The following is a 26,276-nucleotide window of genomic DNA, read 5'->3' as shown; positions in this document are numbered from 1 at the left end:
CTTGGCTCATTCGCTGTTGCAGTCCAGCGGGTCGGGGTCGTCGGCGGCCTTGTCGGCCAGGTGCAGCCGGTCGATCAGCCGTCCGAGCGAGGCGGCGGTGTTGGGGTCGTTCTCGATGCGGACGTAGAACGGGTCCTGGATCTGCTTGGTCTTGCCGTCGGTGGGGTCGGTCCAGGACGCCGCGCTGCGGAAGTCCAGGATCCGGTCGCTGGCGTACCAGGCGCCGAGCATGCTGCCGGACGTGCTGTTGTCCACGGCGGTGATGGCGCGGGCGGAGAACATGCCGTACTTGACGAGCCTGTCGTATTTCGGCTGGGCCGCTCCCTCGTAAGTGCAGGAGAAGGGGTACTCGTCGCAGCTGAGTCCCTTCGAGGGGTAGTTGGGGTCCTTGGCCCGGCAGACCGCGACGGCGTCGGCGCGGTTGGCCCTGCGCCGCGTCATGTCGTGCTTGAGCCGGTGGATGATGTTGGTGCGACTGCACCCGGCTATGACCTTGGGGTAACTCACCTTGGGGTCGGTGGTGTCCGGGCGCTTGCACGCGTTGGAGATGTGCTTGACCGATTCCCTGATCCGCGGTTCCTTGCCGTCCAGCGGCCAGGAGGGGACGACCGCGTTGAAGATGGCGCCCTTCTGGCTGCCCTTCCTCATGTACTGGGCGGAATCGAAGCGGGCGTAATTGGCGTAGGAGTGCGGGGTGGGTGCTCCCGGCCAGGAAAGGGTGAAGGTGAACCGGCCGAGGACGACCTTCTCCACGGCTTCACCGGCGTTGTCCGAGGAGAGGGTGAACGTCGCCTCCGGCTGGATCTTCCACTGCGCGACCGGGCGTAGGACGGTGCCGGAAGGCTTGCAGTTCCCGCCCGTGTTCACCGTCGAGCAAGCCAGCTGGACCGAGAGAGGGACCTCGGCCCACTCGGGTCCGCTTCCCGGCGGGTGCACCCAGTCCGAGAGCCGGACCGTGAACGTGGCCTGGCGGCTGTTCTTGCTGCCGACGCCCAGAATGGTGAGGGTGAAGTAGGCGATGTCCAGGGGTTTGTCGCTGTACTTCAAGGTCATTTGCTGTCGTGTGCACCATGCGTAGTGGTCGCGCACCCAGCCATCCTGAACGGAGTGGTCCGAAGTCCCGGGAATGGGGAATTCCTTCTTGCAGTCGGTCTCCAGGTCGCCCGCCTTGGACACGCGGGCGGTCCCATCCGCCCCGATCATGTCGGGATCGGCGGTGTAGGTGTTGGCCTGCTGCATCTCGCCGAGCCGCTGGGCCATCTCCTGCCTGGTCCGGGGCTCGGGCCGAGGCGTTCGGCCGTCGGCGCCGTACAGCCCGGGTACGGAGGGAGGGCCGGGTGGCGGCTCGGCTCCGGCGGGTGTCGGCGCGAGCGGTGAGGCGGCCAGCAGCAGCCCGCCGACTGCGGCCGACACACGACGAGAATAAGTCCGTACGGTCCGCATGTTCCTCCTGTTCACGAAGCTCGTCTTCACTCTGCGACAACTGACGTTCGAACAGAGTTACGAACATATGTTCGCGGCCCAGAAGGTAGGCGGGTCGGAATTTCGACACAAGGGGGGCGGCAGGCAAAGGATTATTTATCACCGCTCCACCTGCGGTGGCGGAATCAGGCCAAGCCCGCCAGTGAACGCGACGGCCTCCTCACGCGTCGCCCCCCTTCACTGCCTTTTCGGTTAATACACAAGGGGTGTCGTGCTTCAGCTTTCCGGCAGACGCGGGAGATCGGTTGTGCGCCGCGGGTCGTGCCGGGCCCTGACCACTCATCTCCGTTCTCCGCGCCACCTGGACGAGGCCGTCCTCCCGGTCGGTCTGATTTAGGGACGGGTGGTGGCGACGGAGGCTTTGAGGTCGGCCCAGAATTCGGGGCGGACGGTGATGCGGTAGCCGAGGCGGTAGACGATCGTCTTGACCGGGCCGCGGACGTGCAGGTGGACCTCGGTCGGGCCGGGGTGCGACCGGAGGATCTCCTTCAGCCGCCGGACGGCGTCCGGGGTGACCTGCGACTCCCGCAGGTCGAGGCGGACGGGCTCGCCGTCGGGGGTCAGGTCGGGGACGGCGAGGTCGGTCGCGACCAGGCGCGGGACGTCCTCGCGCCGGTCGAGGCGGCCGGTGACCAGGACGATCGCGTCCTCGGCGAGCCGGTCCGAGACGAGCCGGTACGACGCGGGGAAGAACAGGCAGTCGATCGTCCCGGCGAGGTCCTCGACGGTGGCGATGGCCCAGGCGTCGCCCCGCTTGGTCATCTTGCGCTGGAGTCCGGAGACGATCCCGCCGATCGTGACGACCGCGCCGTCCGGGTGCTCGCCGCCGGTGAGCTGCGGGACGGTCGCGTCGCAGCGGCGCGCGAGGACGTGCTCGACGCCGAGGAGCGGGTGGTCGGAGACGTAGAGGCCGAGCATGTCGCGCTCCTGCGCGAGCAGGTACGGCTTCGGCCATTCGTCGTCGGGGAAGTCGTGGTCGAGGCCGGGCGCCGGTCCGTTCTCCGGGGCCGTTCCGAACAGGTCGAACTGCCCTTCGGCCTGCCTGCGCTTGACCTGGACGGCGCTGTCGACCATCGGCTCGAAACGGGCGGTGAGGCCCTTGCGAGTATGGCCGAGTCCGTCGAACGCGCCGGCCTTGATGAGCGATTCGACGGCACGTTTGTTGCAGACGGTCGTCTCGACCTTGTCGAGGAAATCGGGGAACGACGTGTAGCGGCCTTTGGAACGGGTGCCGATGATGGAGTCCACCACGTTCTGCCCGACGTTGCGTACGGCGGTGAGGCCGAAAAGGATGACGTCCTCGCCCTGTGCTGAGAAGTCGGCGGACGACTCGTTGACGTCGGGCGGCAGGACCTTGATGCCCATCCGGCGGCATTCGTTGAGGTAGACCGCGGATTTGTCCTTGTCGTCGCGTACGGAGGTCAGCACCGCCGCCATGTACTCGGCCGGGTGGTTGGCCTTGAGGTACGCCGTCCAGTACGAGACCAGAGCGTACGCGGCGGCGTGGGCCTTGTTGAACGCGTATCCGGCGAACGGCACCAGCACGTCCCACACGGCCTGGATCGCCTCGTCGCTGTAGCCGCGTTCACGGCAGCCGTCGCGGAACGGAACGAACTCCTTGTCGAGCACTTCTTTCTTCTTCTTGCCCATCGCGCGGCGGAGAAGGTCGGCCTGCCCGAGCGAATACCCGGCGAGGACCTGTGCGGCCTTCTGCACCTGCTCCTGGTAGACGACCAGGCCGTACGTGAGGCCGAGCACTTCTTTCAACGGCTCGTCCAGTTCGGGATGGATCGGCGTGATCTCCTGCTGGCCGTTCTTGCGGAGCGCGTAGTTGGTGTGGGTGTTCATGCCCATCGGGCCCGGCCGGTACAGCGCCGTCACGGCGGTGATGTCCTCGAATCCGTCCGGTTTCATCAGCCGCATCAGCGAACGCATCGCGTTGCCGTCGAACTGGAATACCCCGAGCGTGTCGCCCCGCCCGAAAAGCTCGTACGTTTTCGCGTCGTCGAGCGGGATGGACAGCAGGTCGAGGTCGATCCCTTTCCCGGCCCTGACCATTGTCACCGCGTCGTCCATGATGGTGAGGTTGCGCAGGCCGAGGAAGTCCATCTTGAGCAGGCCGAGCGCCTCGCAGCTCGGATAGTCCCACTGCGTGATCGTGACGCCGTCGGCGTGCCGCACCCACACCGGCACGTGGTCGGTGATCGGCTCGCTCGACATGATCACGCCGGCCGCGTGCACGCCCATCTGCCGGACGAGCCCCTCCACGCCCCGCGCGGTGTCGATCACCTTGCGGACGTCCGGCTCGTTCTCGTACATCGCCCTGACCTCGCCCGCCTCGCCGTGGCGCGGGTGTTCGGGGTCGGTGATGCCGGCCAGCTCGATGCCCTTGCCCCGGCGTCGGCGGGCATCGCCTTGGTGATCCGGTCGCCGGTCGCGTACGGCAGGCCGAGCACGCGGGCCGAGTCCTTGATCGCGTTCTTGGCCTTGATGGTGCCGTACGTGCCGATCATCGCGACCCGGTCGGCGCCGTACTTCTCGGTCACGTACCGGATGACCTCGCCGCGGCGGCGCTCGTCGAAGTCGATGTCCACGTCCGGCATCGACACCCGCTCGGGGTTGAGGAACCGCTCGAAGATCAGCCCGTGCTCGATCGGGTCGAGGTCGGTGATCCCCAGCGCGTACGACACGAGCGACCCGGCCGCCGAGCCGCGCCCCGGGCCGACCGCGATCCCGTTGTCCTTGGCCCACATGATGAAGTCGGCGACCACGAGGAAGTAGCCGGGGAAGCCCATCTGGACGACGATGTCCATCTCGTAGTCGGCCTGCCGCCGGTACTCGTCGCCGAGCCCGTCGGGGAAGCGCCGCCGCAGCCCCCGTTCGACCTCCTCCCGGAACCAGGTGACCTCGGTGTAGCCGTCCGGCACCTCGAACCTCGGCATCAGGTCCCGCTTCTCGAACCACCCGGCCGTGTCGACCTGCTCGGCGACGAGCAGCGTGTTGCGACACCCCTCCTGCCAGGCGTCGGACGCGTCGATCGCGTACATCTCCTCCGGCGGCTTCAGGTGGTAGCCCGACCCGTCGAAGCGGAACCGGTCGGGGTCGGTCAGGTTCTTGCCGGTCTGGATGCACAGCAGCGCGTCGTGCGCCGCCGCCTCCTCGGCGTAGGTGTAGTGCGAGTCGTTCGTGACGAGCGGCGGGATGCCGAGCCGGCGGCCGATGTCGAGGAGCCCGTCGCGGACGCGGCGCTCGATCTCGATGCCGTGGTCCATCAGCTCCAGGAAGTAGCGGCCCTCGCCGAAGATGTCCCGGTAGTCGGCCGCCGCGCGCAGCGCCTCGTCCGGCTGCCCGAGCCGCAGCCGCGTCTGCACCTCGCCGGACGGGCAGCCGGTCGAGGCGATCAGCCCGTCCGACCATTGCGAGAGCGTCTCGCGGTCCATCCGCGGCCACTTCTGGAGCCAGCCCTCGGCGTACGCGTCCGACGACAGCCGGAACAGGTTGTGCAGCCCCGTCCGGTCGGCCGCCCAGATCGTCTTGTGCGTGTACCCGCCCGACCCGGACACATCGTCCCGCTTCTGGTGCGGGCGGCCCCACTGGATCTTCCGCTTGGTCCGGCGCGACTCCGGCGCGACGTACGCCTCGATCCCGATGACCGGCGTGATCCCCGCGGCCCGCGCCTGGTGGAAGAAGTCGTACGCCCCGTGCAGGTTGCCGTGGTCGGTCATCGCCAGATGCGTCATGCCCATCGCGGCGCACGCCTCGAACAGGTCCTTGAGCCGCGCGGCCCCGTCCAGCAGCGAGTACTGCGTGTGCACGTGAAGGTGGGTGAAAGGCCGGGCCACTCTCCCGCTCCCCTGTTCGTTCTCGGTCAGCCGGTCGCTTCGGCCTGGTCGGTCGCGTCGGCTTCGAGGTCGCGGGCGATGGCGCGGAGCCCGGCGGCGACCTCGCGGGCGGACGGCGCGCGCTCCGGATCGACCAGCCACTGGAGGCCGAGCCCGGCGACCAGGGCCATGTGCACGGAGCCGACGGCCCGCGCCGTCTCGGGGTCCTCGGCCGCGTCGAGGCCGTGCAGGTCGGCGGCCATCCGGGGCCGCCCGTCCTCGTACGCGTCCGCGATCCGCCCGCGGACGTCGGCCGAGTGCTCCACCTGGGCCAGCGCCTCGATCGTCCCGAGGAGCATCGGCCGGTCCGTCACCCCCGCCTGCGCGACGCGGTCCCACATCCGCACCAGCCGCTCCCCGACCCCGCCCGCGTCCTCCCCGCGGGCGACGGCGTCGTGCACCGTGCGGTCGCCCCACTCGCCCACCATCTCCATGAGCGCCGCGTTCATCAGGGCGTCCTTGGAGCCGTAGTGGTAGTTGATCGTCCCGACCGGGGCGTTCGCGGCGGCGGCGATGTCGCGCGAGGTCGTCCGCGCGTACCCGCGCTCCTCCAGGCAGCGCTTGGCGGCGGCCATGAGCTCCTCCCGATGTCCCATGCGCCCCACCGTACCGCAGCCTTGAACGCCCGTTCAGAACGTTCGTTCAAATCGGGTTCGGCGGCCCCGTCCGCACACCTGCCGTCACTCGGCTTCCCGCAGCGCGCCGGCGGCACAGCGCAAGGCAACGAGAACCGACCCTGGGCCCGCGGAGCCGTGCCCGGAACCCGCCATGAGGCATAGCCGCAAAATCACTTCCGCTCGGACATCGATGTACGCCTTTACATTTGTTTATAACCTCGGCGCGTATTGTCCAACGTTGCTTGTTGGATGGGCCACTTGAACTTGTCGAATCTCGTTGTTCGGCAGACATGACGCTCCACACGGCCTGCCCGTTCACCCCTGGGCGACTATCGTCCAAGACCGGCCCCGAAGGTTGATCAAGGCCGGGGCGGGCCGTCTTCTGGTTGAGGCAGACTCGCCGCAGCAAGGAGGCCGCCCGTGGGCACACCACCAGCCGCGAAGCCCGTACAAGGATTGAGGAGGAACCCTCGTTCTCCAAGATTGAGAAGCGCATCAAAGGCAGGTGCGGTCCTTTCGGGAATTGCACTTGGAGTATCGACCCAAGTGGTCACTCCGGCCGCACACGCAGACAACTGGGGATCTACGGCCTGCGGAGGTGAGCCGCGCAACTGCGTCAGCCTCGCGAACAACAACGAACACTCTGTCTTTCTCGATGGGAGTTTCGGCGACGATGTCGCATCCGACGTCCCCGGTCTCGACGACGCCGTCAGGTGGTCTCTGGCGAACGTCTACACCCCAACGGACATGAACGCCTACGTCGACCAAGCGGACCCTTATCCCGACGTGAGGATGGCCGATTTCGACTGGGGCGTGAGGAACGGGGTCGTCGGCTGGGCGCAGTGTCCGGACACCAATACCGGGACCGGGGGCGACCGTGCCGCGGGCACGGGGTGGTGCCGGGGCCAGCATCTGCGCTTCAACGCCTACTACTACTGGCACTACTCCGGTGTGTTCGACACCGCGACTCAACGTCGGCAGATCGCCTGCCACGAAACAGGCCACACGGTGGGACTCCGGCACAGAAACACTCTGGACTCATGCATGTACACCAATGCGGGGGAAGGCGCCGCAGCCACGCTGGACGCCCATGACCGAGGCCACATCAACGGCCACTACTGAGCGGATGGGGATATGAAGAAGATGCCTTCGCACAGAGCCATGCCGGTGACCCTGCTGCTCGCGGCCGCATCCGTCGCCACAGGCTGCGGCGGCGATCAGGTGACCGCCACACCGCACCGGACCGCCATGGCGCGCGGCGCCGCGGTCGCCGACGCGGAACTCGACGCCTACCGCTCCGAGAACGTGAGATTCTTCAACCGGTTCCGGATGCCGGGCGCACTGCTGGTCAAGCCTCCTCGCGACCTGGCGGCCGGCGCGAGGAAGGCCACCGCGGTGATCGTCGCGGAGGTCGCCGACGTACGCCGGACCCGCGTCGTCGGCCCGTCCGAGGCCAGAGTACCGATGACCGGTGTCGTTCTCCGGCCGGTCGAGACCCTGCACGGCAGGCTCCGGCCAGAGCTCAACGAGGTGGTGGTGGAGTTCCTCGGAGAGGCGACCGTGGATTCCCCCAACCCCGTCGCGGCGCTGCGCGCCTCCCTGCCGCGAGGAAAGTCGGTGTGGTTCCTGCGCTGGCAGGGCACACCGCCGAACGTCTCCAAGCCCGGCGCTCGGCCGATCCCCGCCGAGTCCAAGGCGTTCTACGACGTCATCTCCCTGGAAGGCGGGATGTTCACCCAAGGAGCCAGGACGGTGGTCAGCCCGATCGCCGCCGAGAGCGGCGATCCAGCCGGGCCGCCCACCATGCGCAAGGACGGCGAGCGGCTCAGGAAGCTCAGCGAGCTGGCCAAGAAGGTCCGTGCGCTGGACTGAACGCCTCGGGCCACCAACCGCCGGGGCAGCCGGGGGCCTGGCGACGAGAGCGGACCCGTGCCGTTCATCTCGGCCGGCCCGATCGACCGCCTACCGGACGAGCGCCCCGAATCCGCCGCCGCGGCACCGTGATGAGCGCCGCCGCGGCGGCGGCTTCGATCTACCACCGCACTGCGCGTCCGTTAGCGACGCCCATTCACGGGCGCGCTCAGTCTCCGATCTCTGCCAGGCCGTCCTTGATGACGACGTCGCCGGAGCTGGACGTCGATTCGAAGGCCACCGAGCCGTCGCCCTTGTCCCAGATGCGGGTGGTGACGTCCTGGCCGGGCAGCACGGGCTTGGAGAAGCGCACCGCGAGCCGCTTCAGCCGCGCCGGGTCGCCGCCCGCCGCCGACTCGACCACCGCCCGCGAGGTGAACGCCATCGTGCACAGGCCGTGCGCGATGATCCCGGGCAGCCCGGCCGACTTCGCGAACTCCTCGTCCAGGTGGATCGGCATCGGGTCGCCGGACGCCTTGGAGTAGCGGAACGTCTGGTCCTCGTCCACGTGCTGGACGACCTCCGCGAGCAGCGCGCCGGCCCGCAGCTCCTCGGGGAACGTGTGCGCGGGCGCCAGCTCGCCGAGCGTCTCGCCCGCCTGGTAGCCGCGGAAGAACGACACCATCCACTGCTCGTTCACGAGGTCCCCGCCGTCCGTGCGGGTCTCCAGCTTCACCGACACCGTCGTCCCCGACGACTTGGACGCGAACCCGGTGACCTTGGCCCGCGACACCAGGCTCATGCCCGGCACGATCGGCCGGTGGAAGACCATGTCCTGCTCGCCGTGCACCACGAACGGGATCAGGCTGTCCGGAACGACCTTGAACAGCGGCGGGATCATCCCCTCGAACACCGGGACGATCGCGAACACCGGCGGCGCCAGCTCGCCGGACACATGCCGCGGGTTGTCGTCGTTGGTCGCCTTCGCGTACGCGATCGCGCGCTCGCGCTCGACCTCGAACCCGAACGGGTCGCTCCACACCCCGAGGCTCTCGGTGTTCATCTGCGGCTGGTCGCTCATGCTCGTTCCTCCGGCGGACGGTTCGGCAGATACATACAGCCCTGACTGTATTTACTTCTCCCGCCCACCGCGACCCCCGCAGCTCCGGATCAGCGAACGAGCCCGGAACGCGACGACCCCGGCGGCAACATGCGGCCGTTCCTGTGTGCTCGCGGGGTCAATGCGCGGTTCAACGAGGAGATCACCGCCGTTCGCCGGGACGGCGCGGTCCGCGCGATGTGGGCGTGGGACGAGGAGCTGCCGCACGACCCGCGCGAGGCCGCCGCAGCCGTCCGCCGCGTGATCAACCCGGTGGCGTGAGATGTCGGGACGGCACGCGGTCTCCTCCAAGGGACCGCGCACGCCGCCGCCCGTCCCGGACGTCGAGCGGACCGGCGTGCGGCTCGCGGTGCCGAACCGGGAGCGCATGACCTACCTGACGCGCCTGGCCGAGCGGTTCACGACCGTGCCGGGGTTCTGCGCGGGCTTCGGGTACCGGGCGCACGAGGTCGTGCTGTACGTGATCGCCACGAGCGCCGGCCCGGCCCGGAACCGGCCGTCCCCGATCGGAGGCGTGACCGTGCGGTGCGTCTACGAGGACGGGCAGTGGTGGTTCGCGCGCGGCGGCGACGGCAGCCGCTTCGCCGCCGCGAACGACTTGAGCACGGCGGAGACCATCGTCCGACGCGCCATCGAGAACCCGGCGGTCCCGGCGTGACCCCGGCGAACGGCGCGCGGCCGGCCTTGGGCGGGTCAGGTGTGGAGGGAGCGGGCCCAGCGGTAGTCGGCTTTTCCGGCGGGGGAGCGCTTCACCTCGTCCACGATGCGGATGTCGCGCGGGACCTTGTAGCCGGCCATCGCGGTGCGGCAGTGCGTGATCAGCTCGTCCGGCGTGACGGGGGCGGCGCCGGCCGCCAGGGAGACGGCGGCGGCGACGCGGGAGCCGAGGCGGTCGTCGGGGACGCCGACCACGAGCGCGTCGTAGACGGCCGGGTGCGTCTTCAGCGCGGCCTCGACCTCCTCCACGAAGACCTTCTCGCCGCCGGTGTTGATCACCAGCGAGCCGCGGCCGAGCAGGATGATCGAGCCGTCCGCGTCCACCCGGGCCATGTCGCCCTGGAGCGCCCAGCGCTCGCCGTCGGCGCCGGTCACGAACGTCTTCGCGGTCTTGGCCTCGTCCTTCCAGTAGCCGAGCGGGATGCGGCCGGTGCGGGCGAGCTGGCCGATGGCGTCGGAGCCGGGCGGGACGCGCCGCAGCGACTCGTCCAGCACGGCGACGTCCGCCGAACGGGGCATGAAGCGCGGCGAGCCGTCGGCGGCGGGCTCGACGGCCTGGCCGGACGCGCCGGTCTCCGAGCCGCCGAACGCGTCCAGGACGACCAGCAGGGACGGGATCAGCTCGTGCAGCCGCGCCTTGACGTCGGGGGACGTCGCGGCGCCGCCGGTGCCGATCGCGATGACGTTCGACAGGTCGTGCGCGCCGGGCGCGGCGGCGAGCCGGTCGGCGATCGGGCGGGCCATCACGTCGCCGACGAGCAGCAGGACCTGCGCGCTCTCGCGTTCGGCGACCTCCAGGACGGCGGCGGTGTCGAACCTGCGGCCCGTCCACAGGACGAGGGTGGAGCCGGAGGTCAGCGCGATCCACGCGACCCACATCCCGGCGCCGTGCATCATCGGCGCGCACACCATGGTCGTGACGCCGCCGTCCAGGGCCTTGGTCCCCAGCTCCTCGGGCTTGGAGACGGGGTCGCCGAGGAGGTTGCCGCCGAACATGGCCGACATGAAGATGTCCTCGCAGCGCCACATGACGCCCTTCGGCATCCCGGTCGTCCCGCCGGTGTAGAGCAGGTAGAGGTCGTCGCTGGAGCGTTCGGCGAAGTCGCGGTCCGGGGACGCGGCGGCGAGCGCCTCCTCGTAGCGGGCGCCGTCCACCTCGTCGTCCGAGCCGTCCTCGATGACCAGGACGTGCCGCAGGCGGCCCAACTCGCCGCGCGCCGCGCCGAGCCGCGCGATCAGCGACCGCTCGCCGACGAGCGCGGCCGACTCCGAGTCGCCGATCACGTACGCCAGCTCGTCGGCGGTGTACCGGTAGTTGACGTTGACGGGCACCGCGCGCAGCTTCCAGGCGGCGATCTGCGTCTCGATCCACTCGGCGCGGTTGTAGGCGAGGATCGAGACGTGGTCGCCCGGCCCGATCCCCGCGGCGGCGAGGTGGTGCGCGGCGCGGTTCGCGCGTTCGTCCAGCTCGCGGTAGGTGAGCCGGGCGTCGCCCGCGACGAGCGCGAGCTTGTCCGGCACCGCGTCCGCCACGATCTCGAACAGGTCGGCCAGGTTGAAGCTGCGAGTCATCCGTCCTCCGGGGGTGGGCCTGCGCGTCGTCCGACCCTAGAAACATACAAGCTTGACTGTTTCTTAGACAGGGCCTAGCGTCGCGCCTGGACGGGACCGCGCGCGCACAGGCCGCGCGTACGGCAAGGGCCCGCTCAAGGCGTGGAGGAACGAACGTGAGCAACAGGACCTTCGTGGTCGGCGTCGGCATGACCAAGTTCGAGAAGCCCGGCAGCCGCGAGTGGGACTACCCGGACATGGCGCGGGAGTCGGGCACCAAGGCCCTCCAGGACGCGGGCATCGGCTACGACAAGATCGAGCAGGCGTACGTCGGGTACGTCTACGGCGAGTCCACCTCCGGGCAGCGCGCCGTGTACGAGCTCGGCGTCACCGGCATCCCGGTCGTCAACGTCAACAACAACTGCTCCACCGGCTCGACCGCGCTGTACCTCGCGCGGCAGGCCGTCAAGGCCGGCGTCGTGGACTGCGCGCTCGCGCTCGGCTTCGAGAAGATGCAGAAGGGCTCGCTCGGCTCCACCTACGAGGACCGCGAGCAGCCGATGCTGAACCACCTCAAGGAGCTGTTCCCGCTGTACGAGTGGGGCGGCGAGCCGATCGCGCCGTACATGTTCGGCGCGGCGGGACGCGAGCACATGAAGCGGTACGGCACGACCGCCGACCAGTTCGCGCGGATCGGCTGGAAGAACCACAAGCACTCGGTCAACAACCCGTACGCCCAGTTCCAGGACGAGTACAGCCTGGACGACATCAAGGCGGCCCGCACCGTCTACGAGCCGCTGACCAAGCTCCAGTGCTCGCCCACCTCGGACGGGTCCGGCGCCGCGATCATCGCCAGCGAGCGGTTCGTGGACGGCAACGGCCTGTGGGACCGCGCGGTCGAGATCGCGGGCCAGTCGATGGTGACCGACCTGTCGTCCACGTTCGACAGCAAGAGCGCCATCACGATCGTCGGCGCGGAGATGTCGGCGCTCGCCGCCCGCAAGGCGTACGACGAGGCGGGCATGGGCGCGGACGACGTGCAGGTCGTCGAGCTGCACGACTGCTTCTCCACCAACGAGCTGCTCACCTACGAGGCGCTCGGGCTCGCCGCCGAGGGCGAGGGCGGCAAGCTGGTCGACAGCGGCGACAACACCTACGGGGGCCGCTGGGTCGTCAACCCGTCCGGCGGGCTGATCTCCAAGGGCCACCCGCTCGGCGCGACCGGCCTCGCGCAGTGCTCGGAGCTGACCTGGCAGATCCGCGGCACGGCCGACCGGCGCCAGGTCGAGGGCGCCACCGGCGCCCTCCAGCACAACATCGGCCTCGGCGGCGCCGCCGTCGTCACCGTCTACAAGCCCGCCCGCTGACCGCGCGCCCCTGACCGCGGGGTCAGGGGACCGGCTGGTCGCCGAGCATCGTGCGGAGCCGGGCCTTCGAGCGCGTCCAGCGCTCCTGGGCCCGCTCCTCCGAGGCCGGATGGACGAACTGGAGCATCCGCAGGCCGCGGATCGCCTCCAGCACCAGGTACAGGTCGCCGCGGAACTCCGGGTCGTCCACCCGGTCGCCGACGAGCGCCGCGCTCACGTCGATGATGCTCGCGGTGACCATGCGCTCGAACGACGCGACGTGCTCGCGCAGCTCGGGATCGGTGCGCGAGGCCACCCACAGCTCCATGGACGCCTCGAACAGCGGGCCCTGGTGGATCTCCCACACCAGGTCGAGGGTGTCGCCGACCCAGTCCCGCGAGCGGCGCAGCCGGCCGATCCCGCCGCGGTCGACGAACTCGGCGGCCCGCCGCGTCGCCAGGTGCTGGACGGCCGCGACGACCAGGTCGTTCTTGGTGGGAAAGTGGTGCACCTGCGCGCCGCGCGACACCCCCGCCCGCTCCACCACCCGGGTCGTGGTCGTGCCGTGGTAGCCGTACTCGACCAGGCAGTCGATGGTGGCGTCGAGCAGCGCGCGCCGGGTCGCGGCGGTGCGCTCCTCCTGGGTGCGCCGGGGCGTGGCCATGCCCGAATCGTAGCCAAGAAACAAACAGTACGCGCTGTATGTGGCATCCGGGCCGGGGAGCGTTACCGTACCGGCACCGGAGGATCTCGCGGCCGGGGCCGCGTCCCGGGAATGCGCGGGGTTTGACACGTGCTTGAACCCTCAACTAATGTCCCTCAGGTCGTTGAAACTTCAAGTACTTCTGGAGAGCCCCGTGAGCATCGCCACCTCCGCCCCCGGCCTGACCGCCGGCACCTGGAACATCGACCCGAGCCACTCCGAGGTCACCTTCGCCATCCGGCACCTGATGACCAAGGTCCGGGGCAGTTTCACCGAGTTCTCCGGCGCCGTGGTGGTCGCGGACGACCTCGCCGACTCGACCGCGACGGCCGAGATCCAGATGGCGTCCATCGACACCCGCAACAGCGACCGCGACGCCCACGTGCGCTCCGCCGACGTCCTCGACATCGAGAACCACCCGACGATGACGTTCGCCACCAAGGGCGTCCGCGCCGAGGGCGGCTCGCACTACGTCGACGGCGACCTCACGGTCCGCGGCATCACCCGCCCGGTCACCCTGGAGGTCGAGTTCCACGGCGTCGCCGACGACCCGTGGGGCGGCGTCCGCGCCGGCTTCTCCGCCACCACCACGATCAACCGCAAGGACTGGGGCGTGGAGTTCAACGTCCCGCTCAAGGGCGACCGGGCCATGCTCGGCGACAAGGTCGAGATCCAGCTCGAGGTGCAGGCCGTCCGCGCCTGACCGCGCCGCGCCGCCGCCGCGCCCAGGAACGTTCCACCCGAATGGGGCCTTCCGGACGGGCCGTCCGTCGCGAACGGACGGCCCGTTCCGGCGTTCCCGGTGTACGGAGCCGGGCCCGGGCCACGGGTCCGGGCGGACGGTCACATGCCGGAGGAGCCGCCCGAGTCGGAGCCGATGTCGCCGCTCTGGCCCAGGTGGCCGTCGCCGGTGTAGCGACCGAGGCCCGGCGTGTCCCGTCCGCCGAGCCCGCCGAAGCGCCGCTTGTCGCGCACCTTCACGGGTTCCGGGTCGGGCGTGGTGAAGACGCGGCGCAGCCGCCCGTCGGCGATGGCCTCCGCGCCGCCCGCCGCCACCGCGCGCAGGCCCTTCGCGGGCGCGTCCGCCACCAGGCGGTCGCGTTCCCTCCGCCCCTCGCCGGTACGGCCCGGCGCGCCCGGCCACCGGAGGCGGGACAGCAGGCCCCGTTCGATGAGCGCCTCCCGGACGTCCGCGACGGCGTCCGACCTCTCGACCTCCCGCAGCACCTTCCCGAGCAGCTTCCCCGCGTCCGGAACGGCGTCCAGCACGGCCCGTTCCATGTCGTCGGCGGGCTCGCGGACCAGGGCGTCCACCCGGTGCCGCGCCGCCGACACCTTGACGCGCCGCTCCTCGCAGAGCGCCACCAGGGCGACGAGCGCCACCCGCGGCGGTCCGGCGACCAGGTACGCGGTCTCGTAGAGGTCCAGTTCGTCGCCCGCCGTCATCGCCGCCGCCTTCCGGGGCCGGGGCCCGCGTCGTCCCGGGCCGGATCCGCGCCGTCCGCACGGCCGGCCGTGCGGTCAAGCGTGGCCCGTCCGTACGGCGCGCGCAGGGTCACCAGACCCACGTGGATCATCGCTGGTCGTGCTGGAGGGGCAGGCGCAGGACGAAGCGGGCGCCCTTCGGGGCGTCCTCGATGCGCAGCGTCCCGCCGTGGGCGTGGGCGATCTCGCGGGCGATGGCGAGCCCGAGGCCCGTGCCTCCGGCGCCGCGGCTGCGGGCGCTGTCGAGGCGGGTGAAGCGCTCGAAGACGCGTTCGCGGTCCTCCTCGGCGATCCCCCCGCCGTCGTCGCTGACGGTCAGCAGCGCGTCGTGCCCGTCCCGCGCGACCTCCACCGCGGCGACGCCGCCGGCGTAGCGGTCGGCGTTGTCGAGCAGGTTGCCGAGCAGCCGGACGAGCTGCATCCGGACGCCGCGCACGGTGACGTCGCGGGCCAGCTCGACGCGGGGCCCGGCGCCGTACGCGCGGCGGTCGATCTCGGCGGCGGTCAGCTCGGCGAGGTCGATCGGCTCCTGGGCGGCCATGCCGCCGGTGCCGATCCGGGCGAGCAGCAGCAGGTCGGTGACGATCGACTCCAGCCGGTCGGTGTCGCGGAGCGCGGACCGCACGACGTCGTGCAGGTCGGTGTCGTCCGGGTGCATGGCCGCGTCCTCGAGGTTCGTGCGCAGCCCGGCGATCGGCGTGCGCAGCTCGTGCGAGGCGTCCGACGCGAACTGCCGCTGCCGCGCGACGGCCCGCTCCAGCCGGTCGAGGGTCTCGTTGGCGGTACGGGCGAGCTGCGCGATCTCGTCCTCGCCGGGGGTCTCGGGGACGCGGCGGCTGAGGTCGCTGGCGCTGATCTCGGCGAGCTGGGCGCGGATCGCCTCCACGGGCCCGAGGGTGCGGCCGACGACCCGCCAGGTCACCCACGCGACGAGCGCGGTCAAGACGAGCACGGCCGCGCCGAGCAGCACCTCCAGCAACCCGGTGACCAGGTACGACGGCATCGGCTTGGAGGCGTACACCACGACCGAGTCGGGCGCGGTGGTCACCCGGATCACCTCGACGAGGTCACAGGAGCCGCCGGGGCCCTTGCCCTCGCACTCGATGACGTCGCGGACGCGCACGTTCGCGGACGGCCACAGGCGGCTGAGCGGCGGCCGTCCCGCGGCGGCGGGCGTCGAGTCGAGCACGTGGCCGCCGGCGCCGACGACCTGCACGAGGACGCGCCCGCCGGTGTCGTCCGGGATGGGCGTGGCGAGGGTGCCGTCGCGCACGCCGCCGCTCGCGCGCCGGGCGGCGAGCTGCGTCTGCTGGAGCAGGTCGCCCTTGACCGTGTTGCGCATGGACAGGTCGACGGCGGTCGCGATCGCGCCGAGGACGAGCGCGGCGAGCACGGCGGCGACGAGCGTGTCCCTGGCCCGGATCGACCTGGGTCGCATCCGCATCCGCCCTCCCACCGTTCGGTCCAGCTCACAGGATGGCGCAAACCACCAGCACAACGACATCCCCCGGCGTGCCGGACGTACCACATCGTCGCCGGACGGGCGGGACCGTGGCGGAGCCGTCGCCGGACGGGCGAGGGCATGCGCCGGACGGGCGCCGGGGCGGCGGGCGGGACGGACGCGGGAGGCCGGGGGAGGCGTCTCGGGCCATCACAGACTGTCACGGGACGCAGGCCGGCCGCGCGGTGGATTCCATACGCTACCGACCGGTCACATATCGGAACGCCCGATACACCGCCCGGGGTTTCCAGCGACAACTCCCTGGACATCCCGTTTTGTGACGGTTCCCCCGACCACAGGGACGGACACATGGGCAGGGACGTGGCCGCCGTGACGATCAGCGGCGAGGACCGGCGCCGCTATCGCGACAAGGTGCGGCGGTGCTTGGACGTGCTCGCTCGGATGCTGGGCGAGTCGCAGTTCGACTTCGACCGGCCGCACATCGGGCTGGAGATCGAGCTGAACCTGATCGACGAGCTGGGCGATCCGCTGATGCGCAACGCCGACGTGCTGAAGGCGATCGCCGACCCGGCCTGGGCCACCGAGCTCGGCCAGTTCAACCTGGAGATCAACATCCCGCCGCGGGAGCTGGGCGGCGAGGGCACCGGCGAGCTGGAGACCGAGGTGTCCGGCCACCTCGACCACGCCGACGCCCGCAGCCGCGAGCTCGGCGGCCGGCTCGTCATGATCGGGATCCTGCCGACGCTGCGGCGGGCCGACATCGGCGAGGAGACGCTCTCGACCAACGGCCGCTACAAGATGCTGAACGACCAGATCTTCGCGGCGCGCGGCGAGGAGTTCCGGATCGCGGTGGACGGCGAGGAGCCGCTGCGGATGCACACCGACTGCATCACGCCGGAGGCCGCGTGCACGAGCGTCCAGTTCCACCTCCAGGTGAGCCCCGAGCAGTTCGGCGCGTACTGGAACGCGGCACAGGCGATCGCGGGCGCGCAGGTGGCGATGGGCGCCAACTCCCCGTACCTGTTCGGCCACCGGCTCTGGCAGGAGACCCGGATCACGCTGTTCGAGCAGGCCACCGACACGCGGCCCGAGGAGCTGAAGGCGCAGGGCGTCCGGCCGAGGGTGTGGTTCGGGGAGCGCTGGATCACCTCGGTGTTCGACCTGTTCGAGGAGAACACCCGCTACTTCCCGTCCCTGCTCCCCCTCTGCGACGACGAGGAGCCCGAGGACGTCCTCGACGCGGGCGGGATCCCCGAGCTGCCCGAGCTGTCCCTGCACAACGGCACGATCTACCGCTGGAACCGTCCCATCTACGCGGTCGTGGACGGCCGCCCCCACCTGCGCGTCGAGAACCGCACGCTGCCCGCCGGGCCCACCGCCGCCGACATCGTCGCGAACGGCGCGTTCTACTACGGCGTGGTCCGGATGCTCGCCGAGGAGGAGCGGCCCGTCTGGACGCGGATGTCGTTCCCCACCGCCGAGGAGAACCTGCACAGCGCGGCGCGGCGGGGACTGGACGCCACGCTCTACTGGCCGGGCATGGGCGACGTCCCGGCCGCCGAGCTGGTGCTGCGCAGGCTGCTGCCGATGGCGTACGAGGGGCTGGACCGGTGGGGCGTCGACCCCGCCCGCCGCGACCGGCTGCTCGGCATCATCGAGCGCCGCTGCGTGACCGGGCGGACGGGCTCGGCCTGGCAGGTCGGCACCGTCGAGGCGATCGAGGAGTCGTTCGGCACACCGCGCCACGAGGCGCTCCGCATGATGACCCGCGCGTACGTCGAGCTGATGCACACCAACGAGCCCGTCCACACCTGGCCCCTCGGCCCCTGACCCCCGCGCTCCGCGCCGCCGCCACCGCCGCCCCGAGACCCGCCGCCCACCCCGATCCGCTCCCCCTCTCCCCCGCCGCCCGCTCCGTCTCCCGCGTCACCGCGCCGCCGCCACCGCCGCCGGCGGACCGCCCGCAACGGGCTGATCTTCACACAACCCGCACACATCGCCCTCGGAGCATCCGCAGGGCGCTCCTAGAGTCGGGCCCGTGACAGGGAACGAGCAGCGCATCCTGGTCGTCGAGGACGAGCCGACCATCGCGCGGGCGGTGGCGGACCGGCTGGCCGCGGAGGGCTTCGCGGTGGACCTCGCCGGCGACGGCCCCGCGGCGGTCGAGCGCGCCCGCGACGGCGAGCCCGACCTCATCGTGCTCGACGTGATGCTGCCCGGGTTCGACGGCCTGGAGGTCTGCCGCCGCGTCCAGGCCGAACGGCCCGTGCCGGTCCTGATGCTGACGGCCCGCGACGACGAGACCGACCTGCTCGTCGGGCTCGGGGTCGGCGCGGACGACTACGTGACCAAGCCGTTCAGCATGCGGGAGCTGGTGGCCCGGATCCGCGCCGTGCTGCGCCGCGTGGACCGCCCGGCCGCGTCGGCCGCGGCGGGCGGGGCGCCCGGCACGGTGCGCAGCGGACCGCTGGAGATCGACGAGAGGGCGCGGCGGGTCCGCCGCGACGGGCGCGAGGTGCACCTGACGCCGACGGAGTTCGACCTGCTCGGGTGCCTGGTCCGCAACGAGGGGACGGTGCTGACGCGCGCCGTCCTGCTCGAACAGGTCTGGGACTGGGCCGACGCGTCCGGCACCCGCGTGGTCGACAGCCACGTCAAGGCGCTGCGCCGCAAGCTCGGCCCGGGACTGATCCGGACCGTGCACGGCGTCGGCTACTGCCTGGACGCCGCGCCGTGACCGCGGACCGCCCGCCGCAGGCGGCCCGGACCCGGCGGATCGCCCGGCGGATCGTCCGGCGGCTGTGGACGCGGCTGCCCCGGCCGCTCGACCCGCTGCGCTCGATCAAGGTCAAGTTCGGGGTCGTGGCGGTCGTCACCGCGTGCGTGGCGACGCTGATCGTGCTGTGGGGGTACGCGCTCGGCTTCCGGGCGCGGCAGACGCTGCCCGTCGGCCTGCTGATCTCCCTCGGGGTCACCCAGCTCATCGCGCACGGCATGACCGCGCCGCTGCGCGAGATGACCTCGGCGGCGCGGGCGATGGCGCGCGGCGACTACAGCCGCCGCGTGCGCGCGACGTCCCGCGACGAGGTCGGCGAGCTGGCCCACGCGTTCAACCGGATGGCGGCCGACCTCGCGCAGGTGGACCGGCAGCGGCGCGAGTTCGTCGCGAACGTCTCGCACGAGCTGCGCACCCCGATCAGCGCGCTCCAGGCCGTCCTGGAGAACGTCGCGGACGGCGTGACCCCGGCGACCCCCGAGGTGCTGGAGTCGGCCGTCGAGCAGACCGAGCGGCTCGGCCGGCTGGTCGCCCAGCTCCTGGACCTGTCGCGGGTGGACGCGGGCGCGGTGCCGCTCGCGCTGTCGCGCGTGGACGTCGCCTCGTTCGTCGCGGACGTCGCCGCCGAGTCCGCGGCCGGGCACCCGGACGTCCGGTTCGAGGTGGACGTGCCGCGCGGCCTGCACGCGGTCGCCGACCGGGACCGGATGCACCAGGTCCTCGGCAACCTGCTCGACAACGCCGCCCGGCACGGCCCGCCGGGCCGGCCGGTGGCGGTGCGGGCCCGGCCCGCCTCCGACGGCGGCGGGCTCGTGCTGGAGGTCGCCGACGAGGGCCCCGGCATCCCGCCGAGCGAGCGGGCCCGCGTCTTCGAGCGCTTCTCGCGCGGCGCCGCCGGCCACGCCACCCCGGACGGCGGGACCGGCCTCGGCCTCGCGATCGCCCGCTGGGCCATCGACCTGCACGGCGGCGACATCCACGTCGTCGACACGGCGCGGGGCTGCCGCATCCGGGTCACCCTCCCCCCGACCCTCGGAGAACCGTCATGACCACCGAACTCCCCCGTCTCGCCATGCCCCGCCCGGCGCCGCGCCGTCCGACCGCCGTCGAACGGGTCTTCGCCGCCTGGAAGGAGCCGCCGCTCCCCCTCTCCCCCAGCCTGCTGGGCCGCGTGCTCGGCGCGGGGGTCCTCGGGGCGGTCGCCCTCGGGGACTTCTTCGAGAACGGCTCCTTCGGCGTCAACGTCCCGATCGCCGCCCTCGCCGTCGCCGCCGTCGCGTTCTCCACCGCCTGGACGGCCGGACGCGTCGCCGCGCGCGGCCGGATCGACCGTACGGGGATCGCGTTCTGCCTGCTGGCGCTGGTCCTGGCCGGGACGGCGGCCGTACGGGACGCGCCGTGGATCGTGGGGCTCGCGCTGCTGCTCGCCGTTCCCCTCGGGTCGTACGGGGCGGTCGGCGGGCGGACGTGGACGTCCGTGCTGGGCGGCGGGGCCCTGGCCCTGCCGATGGCGGCGGCGCGGATGCTGCCGTGGGCCGTGCGCGGCGTGCGGCGGCTCTCCGCGGAACGGCGCGCGAGCACGTGGCCCGCCGTCCGCACCGGGCTGCTCGTCGCGGCGCTGCTGGCGGTGTTCGGCGGGCTGTTCGCCGGGGCGGACGCCGCGTTCGGCGATCTCGCGGGCAGCCTCGTCCCGGAGGTGTCGGCCGGGCCCGTCGTGCCGCGGGCGGTCGCCGGGGCGCTGACGGCCGTGCTCGCGCTCGCCCTCGCGTTCCTCACGCTGGCCCCGCCGCCGCTGCGGATCCTGGAGCGCGCGCGGCCGGACGCCGCCGGGCGGTGGGCGTGGGCGGTGCCGATCGCGGCGCTCGACCTGCTGTTCGTCGCGTTCTGCGCCGTGCAGGCGAGCGTGCTGCTGGCCGCGGACAAGGACCGGCTGCTGCGCTCGACCGGCCTCACCTACGCCGAGTACGCGCGGCGCGGGTTCTTCCAGCTCGTGGTCGTGACCGTGCTGGTGCTCGCCGTCGTCGCGTTCGCCGTGCGGCACGCCCCGACCGGGACCCGCCGCGACCGGGTCCTCGTGCGGGCGCTGCTCGGGCTGCTGTGCGCGCTGACCCTGGTCGTCGTCGCGGTCGCGCTGCGCCGCCTGTACCTGTACGAGGAGGCGTCCGGCTGGACCCGGCTGCGGCTCTGGGTGCACGCGTTCGAGCTGTGGCTCGGCCTGGTGGTCGTGCTCGTCGCGGCGGCGGGCGTACGGCTCAGGGCGCGGTGGCTGCCGCGCGCGGTCGCGGCGAGCGGCGCGGCCGGCCTGATCGCGCTGGCGGCGCTGAACCCCGACGCGTTCATCGCCGAACGCAACGTGAGCCGCTTCGAGCACACGGGCAGGCTCGACGTCCAGTACCTGCGCGGGCTGTCGGCGGACGCCGTGCCCGCCCTCGACCGCCTCCCCGAGCCGCAGCGGTCGTGCGCGCTGCGGGCCGTCGCGCGGCGGCTCGGCGGCGACGAGACGCGGCTGTCGGCCAACCTCGCCCGGCACGAGGCGAGGGCGCTCCTCGACCGCCGGCCCGTCCGGGACGGCACGGACTGCTGAGGCCGCGCGCCGTTCCGCCCGACCGCACGCCCGGCGAAGGGCGGGCGGAACGGCGCGCGGGTCAGGTCGTGCGGCGGAAGGTGACGATCTCGGCCGAGTCGCCCACGGCCTCGGGGGCCGGGGGATGATGTGCTCGCCCGGGTTGTCGGCGAGCAGGGCGCGGGCGCGCAGGACGATCTCCAGGTCGAAGCGCAGGTCGGGGTCCAGGAGCTGGTCGCCGAAGAGCTCTTCGAGCTGGCGGAGCCGGTAGCGGACGGTCTGCGGGTGGACGTGCAGCCGCATCGCGACCTCGTTGGCGTTGCGGCCCGACTGGAGCCAGGCCAGGAGCGTCTCGGCGAGCCGGTCCTGCTGGCTGGCGCGCAGGTGGGCGAGCGGCGCCAGGCGGAGGGCGGCGAGCGAGGTGATCAGCTCCTCGTCCTGGAACAGGATCAGCGTGGACATGTGCTCGACGCTGCGGATCACGCCCGCGCCGTCCTCGATCACCCCGCGCTGGACGAGGCCGAGGGTCTTGCGGGCCCACTGGATCGAGCGCGCCGCCTCGGCGACCGGGACGGTCGGGCCGACGACGGCGAGCACGCCGCTGAGCGCGCGGTCGACGAGCTTGGCGCGGCCGGGGCCGTCCGGGTCGGGCACGATCAGGCTCGGGGTGCGGCGGGTGAGGTCGGCGAGGATGTCGGGCGGGAACGCGGACTGCCGGGCGTCCTGGTGGCCGAGCGCGACGGCCGCGACGGTGCGGGGCACCGGCCAGTGCGCGGCGGCGGCGAGGTCGGCGATGGCCTCGGGCGCCGCGGGCGGGTCGGCGAGCAGCAGGTCGAGCAGCCGCTTGCGGCGGCGCTGCATCTCGCCCGCGACCGCGGCCTTGGCCTGGGCGAACCCCTCCGCCGCGGCGGCGGCCAGCTCGTCCTGGAACATCAGCAGCGCCTCGCCGACCGCGCCGAGCACGCGCGGCGAGACGTCCTGGTGGGCGGCCCCCTCGGAGATCCGCCGCCACGCGATCATGCCGCCGACCCGCATCGCGGTCTGCATGGCGTCGAGGCTGCGGCCCTCCCCGGCCTCGCCCCGGCCGATCGCGCGGAAGAAGTCGTTCACCGAGGTCAGCTCGTGGCCGGGGTCGGCGACCCGGTCGACGAAGTAGTGCAGGACGCGCTCGACCGCGAGGCGGAGCGTGCCCGAGTAGGAGCCGTCGCCGGGCCGGTCGTACTCGCGCACCCGGGACTGGATCTCCTGGATCATGTCGTCGGCGACCTCGTCGAGATGCGGCCGCATGTGATCGGCGAGTTCCCGGGGCAGTTCGGCCCAGGGGCGCCCGTGCGCGGTGGACGGTTCGTCCACGTGTCCCTCCCCTCCCCCTGCGTTGCGCGCCGGACACAAGGGGTAATTACTTACTTATGTGTTCCCTGTGGGAAAAATCATGACCCCCTGATACGCCCGGGCGCAAAGTCTAGGTCGAAACACGACCAGATTCGGACGCCGTCCATGACGAGATGCCACAGCCCGGACCGTCCGTGACCGATCGGTCACCTGTGCGGGCGCCCGCGCCCGCCGAGATGTCACAACCCCGGGCCCTGGCCCGTCTGGATGTCGGATGCGACATTGAATGGACGAGCGACCGATGCGCGAGGTGGTCACGTGGCCCCGAACCCCGGCAAGCAGCCGCCCCCGGCCCTCGGGGCCGCGGGCAGGGCGATCGACGAACGCTTCGGCGGCACCGCGTTCCTGCGCAAGGCGATGCGCAAGGCGTTCCCCGACCACTGGAGCTTCCTGCTCGGCGAGATCGCCATGTACTCGTTCGCGATCATCCTGCTGACCGGCGTGTTCCTGACGCTGTTCTTCAAGCCGAGCATGACCGAGGTCGTCTACGACGGCTCGTACGTCCCGCTGCGCGGCGTCCGGATGAGCGAGGCGTACGCCTCCACGCTGCACATCAGCTTCGACGTGCGCGGCGGGCTGCTGCTGCGGCAGATCCACCACTGGTCCACGATCGTCTTCATGGCGGCGATCGTCGTCCACCTGCTGCGCAACTTCTTCACCGGCGCGTTCCGCAAGCCGCGCGAGCTCAACTGGCTGATCGGGATCGTGCTGTTCATGCTGGTCATGGTGAACGGGCTGTTCGGCTACTCGCTGCCCGACGACCTGCTGTCGGGCACCGGGCTGCGGATCCTGGAGGGCGTGGTCGCCTCGCTGCCGGTGGTGGGCAGCTACGTGCTGATGTTCCTGTTCGGCGGCGAGTTCCCGGGCGACCTGATCATCCCGCGGCTGTACGTGATCCACATCCTGCTGATCCCGGGCATCCTGCTCGCGCTGATCCCGCTGCACGCCGTCGTGCTGACCTGGCGGCAGACGCACACGCAGTTCCCCGGCAAGGGCAGCGGCAACCGGACGGTGCGCGGCTACCCGTTCTTCCCCGTGTTCATCGCCAAGACCACCGCGTTCTTCCTGTGGGTCTTCGGCGTGACCGCGCTGCTCGCGACGTTCTTCCAGATCAACCCGATCTGGCTGTTCGGGCCGTACGACCCGGGCGCGATCAGCTCCGGGTCGCAGCCCGACTGGTACATGGGCTGGCTGGAGGGCGCGCTGCGGATGATGCCCGCCTGGGAGATCACCGCGTTCGGGCACACCGTCGCGCTGAGCGTGCTCGTGCCCGCGCTGGTCGTGCCGGGCGTGCTGTTCACCGGGCTCGCCGCCTACCCGTTCCTGGAGCGGTGGGTCACCGGCGACCGCGAGACCCACAACCTGCTCGACCGGCCGCGCGACGTGCCCGCCCGGACGGGCATCGGCGCGGGCGGCGTCGTGTTCTACGGGGTGCTGTGGCTGGCGGGCGGCAACGACGTCATCGCGCACACGTTCCAGATCCCGCTGTTCTGGACGACGTGGTTCTTCCGGTGCTCGATCATCCTCGGGCCCGTCCTGGCGTACGTCGTCGCGTACCGGATCTGCGTCGGCCTCCAGCGCCGCGACCTCGCGCTCGTCGAGCACGGCCTGGAGACCGGCGTGATCCGGCGGCTGCCGAGCGGCGCGTACGTCGAGGTCGAGCGGCCTCTGGACGGCGAGCGGCTCGCGCCGATCACCGACCCGCGGCCCGCGCCCGCCGTCTCCCTCGCCCGTCCCGAACGGCGGGGGTCGAGGCCCCGCAGACGCGCGGCCGCCTCGGCAAGGTCCGCGTGGCCCTCAACCGCCGGTTCGCCGCCGACCTGGCCCGTCCGCCCGAACGCACCGGGAACGGCGACGGCGCCGGGCACCGCGAGTCGATCGAACCCTGACCCGGGCCGTAGGGCCGCGGACGGGTGTCCGCGGCCCTGCGGCGCGCGTCGTGCGGGGGCGGCGAAGGGTCAGCGGCGGTAGAGGTTGAGCTTGTCCTCGCCGACGCGCTCGCGGAGGGCGGGGTCGTCGACGCCCTGGCCCTCGGCGGTGGCGCCGCAGAGGACGGCGACCTTGCCGATGTGCTGGTTGGTCTGGACGGCGCGGGTCGCCTCGCCCGCCTCGTCCAGGGAGAACGACTTCGACAGGGTCGGGTGGATCATGCCGAGGCCGATCAGCCGGTTGATCTGGACGGCCTCGTGGTAGTTGAAGCCGTGCGAGCCGATGATGCTCTTCAGCCGCATCCACAGGAACCGGTTGTCGTACTCGTGCTTGTAGCCGGTGGACGACCCGCAGGTGACGATCTTGCCGCCGCGCTTGGCGACGTACACCGAGGCGCCGAACGTCTCGCGGCCGAGGTACTCGAACACGATGCCCGGGTCCTCGCCGACCTGGCGGCGGATCGCCTCCCCGAGCATCCGGCCCGCCTTCGGGTGCCGCAGGCCCTGCTCGCCGAGGTCGAGGTCGTTGCGGTTGATCACATGGTCGCAGCCCTGCGCGCGGACGATCTCGGCCTTCTCCTCCGACGACACGACGCCGACCGGGATGCCGCCGCCGTTCTTGACCAGCTGCGTCGCGTACGAGCCGAGCCCGCCGGTCGCGCCCCAGATCAGCACGACGTCGCCCTGCTTCATGCGGGCGCCGTGCCCGCCGACGAGCATCCGGTACGCGGTCGCGGCGCACAGCGTGTTGGAGCCCGCCTCCTCCCAGGTGAGGTGCGCGGGCTTCGGGATGAGCTGGTTGGCCTTGACGATGCAGTACTCGCCGAGCGACCCGAAGTTGGTCTCGAACCCCCACGCGAGCTGCGTCTCGCTCATCATGCCGTCGTCGTAGGAGCCGTGGTCCTCCTCGTCCACGTACGACGGGGAGATGACGACCTTGTCGCCCACCTTCCAGCTCTTCACGCCGGACCCGGTGCGCACGACGACGCCCGACCCGTCCGAGCCGAGCACGTGGTACGGCAGGTCGTGCCGGGCGCCGTGCCAGCCCTGCCGGCCGAACTTCTCCAGGAAGTGGAACGTCGGCAGCGGCTCGAAGATCGCCGACCAGACCGTGTTGAAGTTGATCGCCGCGGCCATCACCGCGACCACGCACTCGTCCGGCGCGAGCTCGGGCATGTCGACCTCGCCGACGTGCATCGAGCGGCGCACGTCCTTGTCGGTCTGCCCCTCGAAGAGGCCGACCTCGTCCTTGCGGGTGAAGGCGGCGCGGAAGCGGGCCGGCAGGTCGATGTCCTGGAGCTCCCGCCCGGACGCGCCGGACCGGACGGCGTCGAGCAGCGGGTCGTGGGACGTGGCGGACTGTGCCATGGATCTCCTCCGTGCAACGCGGGGTCAGGGGCGT

Annotated in this window: 18 protein-coding genes and 3 pseudogenes; 11 read left to right on the top strand and 10 right to left on the bottom strand. The window is 71.7% G+C overall.

All coding sequences use genetic code 11. From position 1 onward, the window contains the following. Positions 1-6: 6 nt before the first annotated feature. The 3 genes and pseudogenes from GEV43_RS54895 to GEV43_RS16245 all read right to left on the bottom strand — a co-directional run bounded on the left by GEV43_RS54895 (position 7) and on the right by GEV43_RS16245 (position 5,959). Positions 7-1,413, bottom strand: coding sequence for a NucA/NucB deoxyribonuclease domain-containing protein (locus GEV43_RS54895; RefSeq protein WP_160821420.1), 1,407 nt, complete (start codon positions 1,411-1,413; stop codon positions 7-9). A 402-nt stretch (positions 1,414-1,815) separates the two neighbouring features. Next, positions 1,816-5,324: pseudogene (dnaE, locus tag GEV43_RS16250) on the bottom strand (DNA polymerase III subunit alpha). Positions 5,325-5,350: 26 nt separating this feature from the next. After that, positions 5,351-5,959, bottom strand: a complete 609-nt coding sequence (locus GEV43_RS16245) for a TetR/AcrR family transcriptional regulator (RefSeq protein ID WP_175250070.1) — start codon at positions 5,957-5,959, stop codon at positions 5,351-5,353. Positions 5,960-6,727: 768 nt separating this feature from the next. Here GEV43_RS16245 and GEV43_RS16240 point away from each other — a divergent pair. Both GEV43_RS16240 and GEV43_RS16235 read left to right on the top strand, forming a co-directional pair. Then, the gene (locus GEV43_RS16240; RefSeq protein WP_206681183.1) at positions 6,728-7,102 is read left to right on the top strand and encodes a matrixin family metalloprotease; all 375 of its coding nucleotides are present in this window, start codon (positions 6,728-6,730) and stop codon (positions 7,100-7,102) included. A gap of 21 nt (positions 7,103-7,123) precedes the next feature. Next, positions 7,124-7,852, top strand: a complete 729-nt coding sequence (locus GEV43_RS16235; protein WP_160821418.1) for a hypothetical protein — start codon at positions 7,124-7,126, stop codon at positions 7,850-7,852. A 208-nt stretch (positions 7,853-8,060) separates the two neighbouring features. On the opposite strand, the gene GEV43_RS16230 is transcribed toward GEV43_RS16235, so the two are convergent. Then, a complete protein-coding gene (locus tag GEV43_RS16230) occupies positions 8,061-8,912 on the bottom strand; it encodes a MaoC/PaaZ C-terminal domain-containing protein (RefSeq protein WP_160821417.1) in 852 nt (283 codons plus the stop codon). A 129-nt stretch (positions 8,913-9,041) separates the two neighbouring features. Here GEV43_RS16230 and GEV43_RS16225 point away from each other — a divergent pair, with 129 nt between their 5' ends. Next, complete coding sequence (locus tag GEV43_RS16225; protein ID WP_160821416.1) at positions 9,042-9,212, top strand: hypothetical protein; 171 nt, start codon at positions 9,042-9,044, stop codon at positions 9,210-9,212. Between the two features lies 1 nt (position 9,213). After that, the gene (locus tag GEV43_RS16220; protein ID WP_160821415.1) at positions 9,214-9,609 is read left to right on the top strand and encodes a hypothetical protein; all 396 of its coding nucleotides are present in this window, start codon (positions 9,214-9,216) and stop codon (positions 9,607-9,609) included. Positions 9,610-9,644: 35 nt separating this feature from the next. On the opposite strand, the gene GEV43_RS16215 is transcribed toward GEV43_RS16220, so the two are convergent. Further along, positions 9,645-11,240, bottom strand: a complete 1,596-nt coding sequence (locus GEV43_RS16215; RefSeq protein ID WP_160821414.1) for an acyl-CoA synthetase — start codon at positions 11,238-11,240, stop codon at positions 9,645-9,647. A 155-nt stretch (positions 11,241-11,395) separates the two neighbouring features. On the opposite strand from GEV43_RS16215, the gene GEV43_RS16210 reads away from it, so the two are divergent. Continuing rightward, complete coding sequence (locus GEV43_RS16210; RefSeq protein WP_160821413.1) at positions 11,396-12,586, top strand: lipid-transfer protein; 1,191 nt, start codon at positions 11,396-11,398, stop codon at positions 12,584-12,586. A gap of 22 nt (positions 12,587-12,608) precedes the next feature. Here the strand turns inward: GEV43_RS16210 and GEV43_RS16205 are convergent, their stop codons facing one another. Further along, complete coding sequence (locus GEV43_RS16205) at positions 12,609-13,229, bottom strand: TetR/AcrR family transcriptional regulator (protein WP_160821412.1); 621 nt, start codon at positions 13,227-13,229, stop codon at positions 12,609-12,611. A gap of 193 nt (positions 13,230-13,422) precedes the next feature. Here GEV43_RS16205 and GEV43_RS16200 point away from each other — a divergent pair, with 193 nt between their 5' ends. After that, a complete protein-coding gene (locus GEV43_RS16200) occupies positions 13,423-13,971 on the top strand; it encodes a YceI family protein (RefSeq protein ID WP_160821411.1) in 549 nt (182 codons plus the stop codon). A 140-nt stretch (positions 13,972-14,111) separates the two neighbouring features. Here GEV43_RS16200 and GEV43_RS16195 read toward each other — a convergent pair. Beyond that, positions 14,112-14,720 (bottom strand): annotated as a pseudogene (locus GEV43_RS16195) (TIGR04222 domain-containing membrane protein); the annotation flags it as partial. 121 nt (positions 14,721-14,841) lie between these two features. Then, positions 14,842-16,197: a HAMP domain-containing sensor histidine kinase gene (locus tag GEV43_RS16190; RefSeq protein WP_160821409.1), complete on the bottom strand. Its 1,356-nt coding sequence runs from the start codon at positions 16,195-16,197 to the stop codon at positions 14,842-14,844. A 366-nt stretch (positions 16,198-16,563) separates the two neighbouring features. Between GEV43_RS16190 and GEV43_RS16185 the strand changes: the two genes are divergently transcribed. From GEV43_RS16185 to GEV43_RS16170, 4 genes are all read left to right on the top strand, one after another. After that, the gene (locus GEV43_RS16185; protein WP_160821408.1) at positions 16,564-18,045 is read left to right on the top strand and encodes a glutamate--cysteine ligase; all 1,482 of its coding nucleotides are present in this window, start codon (positions 16,564-16,566) and stop codon (positions 18,043-18,045) included. A 208-nt stretch (positions 18,046-18,253) separates the two neighbouring features. Continuing rightward, positions 18,254-18,952 carry a response regulator transcription factor gene (locus tag GEV43_RS16180; RefSeq protein WP_160821407.1) on the top strand — a complete coding sequence of 233 codons (699 nt, stop codon included), beginning with the start codon at positions 18,254-18,256 and terminating at the stop codon, positions 18,950-18,952. Further along, entirely contained in the window at positions 18,949-20,040 is a 1,092-nt protein-coding gene (locus GEV43_RS16175; protein WP_309239660.1) for a HAMP domain-containing sensor histidine kinase, read from the top strand. Before GEV43_RS16180 ends, GEV43_RS16175 begins: the two co-directional genes overlap by 4 nt. Beyond that, a complete protein-coding gene (locus GEV43_RS16170; RefSeq protein ID WP_160821406.1) occupies positions 20,037-21,575 on the top strand; it encodes a DUF4153 domain-containing protein in 1,539 nt (512 codons plus the stop codon). The genes GEV43_RS16175 and GEV43_RS16170 overlap by 4 nt, the downstream gene beginning before the upstream one ends. A gap of 222 nt (positions 21,576-21,797) precedes the next feature. On the opposite strand, the pseudogene GEV43_RS50350 reads toward GEV43_RS16170, so the two are convergent. Beyond that, positions 21,798-21,857: pseudogene (locus GEV43_RS50350) on the bottom strand (helix-turn-helix domain-containing protein); the annotation flags it as partial. 1,347 nt (positions 21,858-23,204) lie between these two features. Here GEV43_RS50350 and GEV43_RS16160 point away from each other — a divergent pair. Next, entirely contained in the window at positions 23,205-24,917 is a 1,713-nt protein-coding gene (locus GEV43_RS16160) for a ubiquinol-cytochrome c reductase cytochrome b subunit (protein WP_309239659.1), read from the top strand. On the opposite strand, the gene ccrA is transcribed toward GEV43_RS16160, so the two are convergent. After that, positions 24,905-26,242 (bottom strand): crotonyl-CoA carboxylase/reductase, encoded by a 1,338-nt coding sequence (gene ccrA / locus GEV43_RS16155; RefSeq protein WP_160821404.1) that lies wholly within the window; start codon positions 26,240-26,242, stop codon positions 24,905-24,907. The two genes, GEV43_RS16160 and ccrA, sit on opposite strands and share 13 nt — an antisense overlap. Between the last annotated feature and the right edge of the window lie 34 nt (positions 26,243-26,276).

It is taken from the genome of Actinomadura sp. J1-007 (assembly GCF_009793335.1).
GTDB lineage: Bacteria > Actinomycetota > Actinomycetes > Streptosporangiales > Streptosporangiaceae > Spirillospora > Spirillospora yumaensis.
The sequence above is the reverse complement of the archived record's forward strand: the minus strand, read 5'-3'. Positions and strand labels throughout refer to the sequence as shown.

Bases quoted from the DNA above. Each gene is read 5' to 3' on its own strand.
- GEV43_RS16185 (WP_160821408.1), top strand. From the start codon at position 16,564: ATGGGCAGGGACGTGGCCGCCGTGACGATCAGCGGCGAGGACCGGCGC.
- GEV43_RS16190 (WP_160821409.1), bottom strand. From the start codon at position 16,197: ATGCGGATGCGACCCAGGTCGATCCGGGCCAGGGACACGCTCGTCGCC.
- GEV43_RS16220 (WP_160821415.1), top strand. From the start codon at position 9,214: ATGTCGGGACGGCACGCGGTCTCCTCCAAGGGACCGCGCACGCCGCCG.
- ccrA (WP_160821404.1), bottom strand. From the start codon at position 26,242: ATGGCACAGTCCGCCACGTCCCACGACCCGCTGCTCGACGCCGTCCGG.
- GEV43_RS16235 (WP_160821418.1), top strand. From the start codon at position 7,124: ATGCCTTCGCACAGAGCCATGCCGGTGACCCTGCTGCTCGCGGCCGCA.
- GEV43_RS16230 (WP_160821417.1), bottom strand. From the start codon at position 8,912: ATGAGCGACCAGCCGCAGATGAACACCGAGAGCCTCGGGGTGTGGAGC.
- GEV43_RS16170 (WP_160821406.1), top strand. From the start codon at position 20,037: ATGACCACCGAACTCCCCCGTCTCGCCATGCCCCGCCCGGCGCCGCGC.
- GEV43_RS16245 (WP_175250070.1), bottom strand. From the start codon at position 5,959: ATGGGACATCGGGAGGAGCTCATGGCCGCCGCCAAGCGCTGCCTGGAG.
- GEV43_RS16225 (WP_160821416.1), top strand. From the start codon at position 9,042: ATGCGGCCGTTCCTGTGTGCTCGCGGGGTCAATGCGCGGTTCAACGAG.
- GEV43_RS16215 (WP_160821414.1), bottom strand. From the start codon at position 11,240: ATGACTCGCAGCTTCAACCTGGCCGACCTGTTCGAGATCGTGGCGGAC.
- GEV43_RS16205 (WP_160821412.1), bottom strand. From the start codon at position 13,229: ATGGCCACGCCCCGGCGCACCCAGGAGGAGCGCACCGCCGCGACCCGG.
- GEV43_RS16240 (WP_206681183.1), top strand. From the start codon at position 6,728: ATGAACGCCTACGTCGACCAAGCGGACCCTTATCCCGACGTGAGGATG.